Raw genomic sequence first — 209 nt, 5'->3', positions numbered from 1 at the left:
ATCCAAGGGTTGAGTGCAACCGCTGTCGGTTATAGAAAACCTCAATCCATTCAGCAATAACGGTGCGGGCCAGGGCACGGGTTGAGAAGATCCTGGGATGAATCAACTCGGTTTTGAGGGTGCCGAAAAAGCTTTCAGCCACCGCATTATCCCAATAATTACCTCGACGGCTCATGCTGGCCATTATCGTAGCCTGCTGAAGCGCTAGT

The 209-nt window shown here is 51.2% G+C and carries 1 protein-coding gene; it reads right to left on the bottom strand.

The window, feature by feature from the left end; translation table 11 throughout:
- The coding region (locus AC0QKW_RS00025) for an integrase core domain-containing protein (RefSeq protein WP_473149030.1) at positions 1-209 on the bottom strand (209 nt) is incomplete at both ends.

The sequence above is a fragment of the Pseudanabaena sp. PCC 9330 genome, assembly GCF_055795045.1.
The sequence above is the reverse complement of the archived record's forward strand: the minus strand, read 5'-3'. Positions and strand labels throughout refer to the sequence as shown.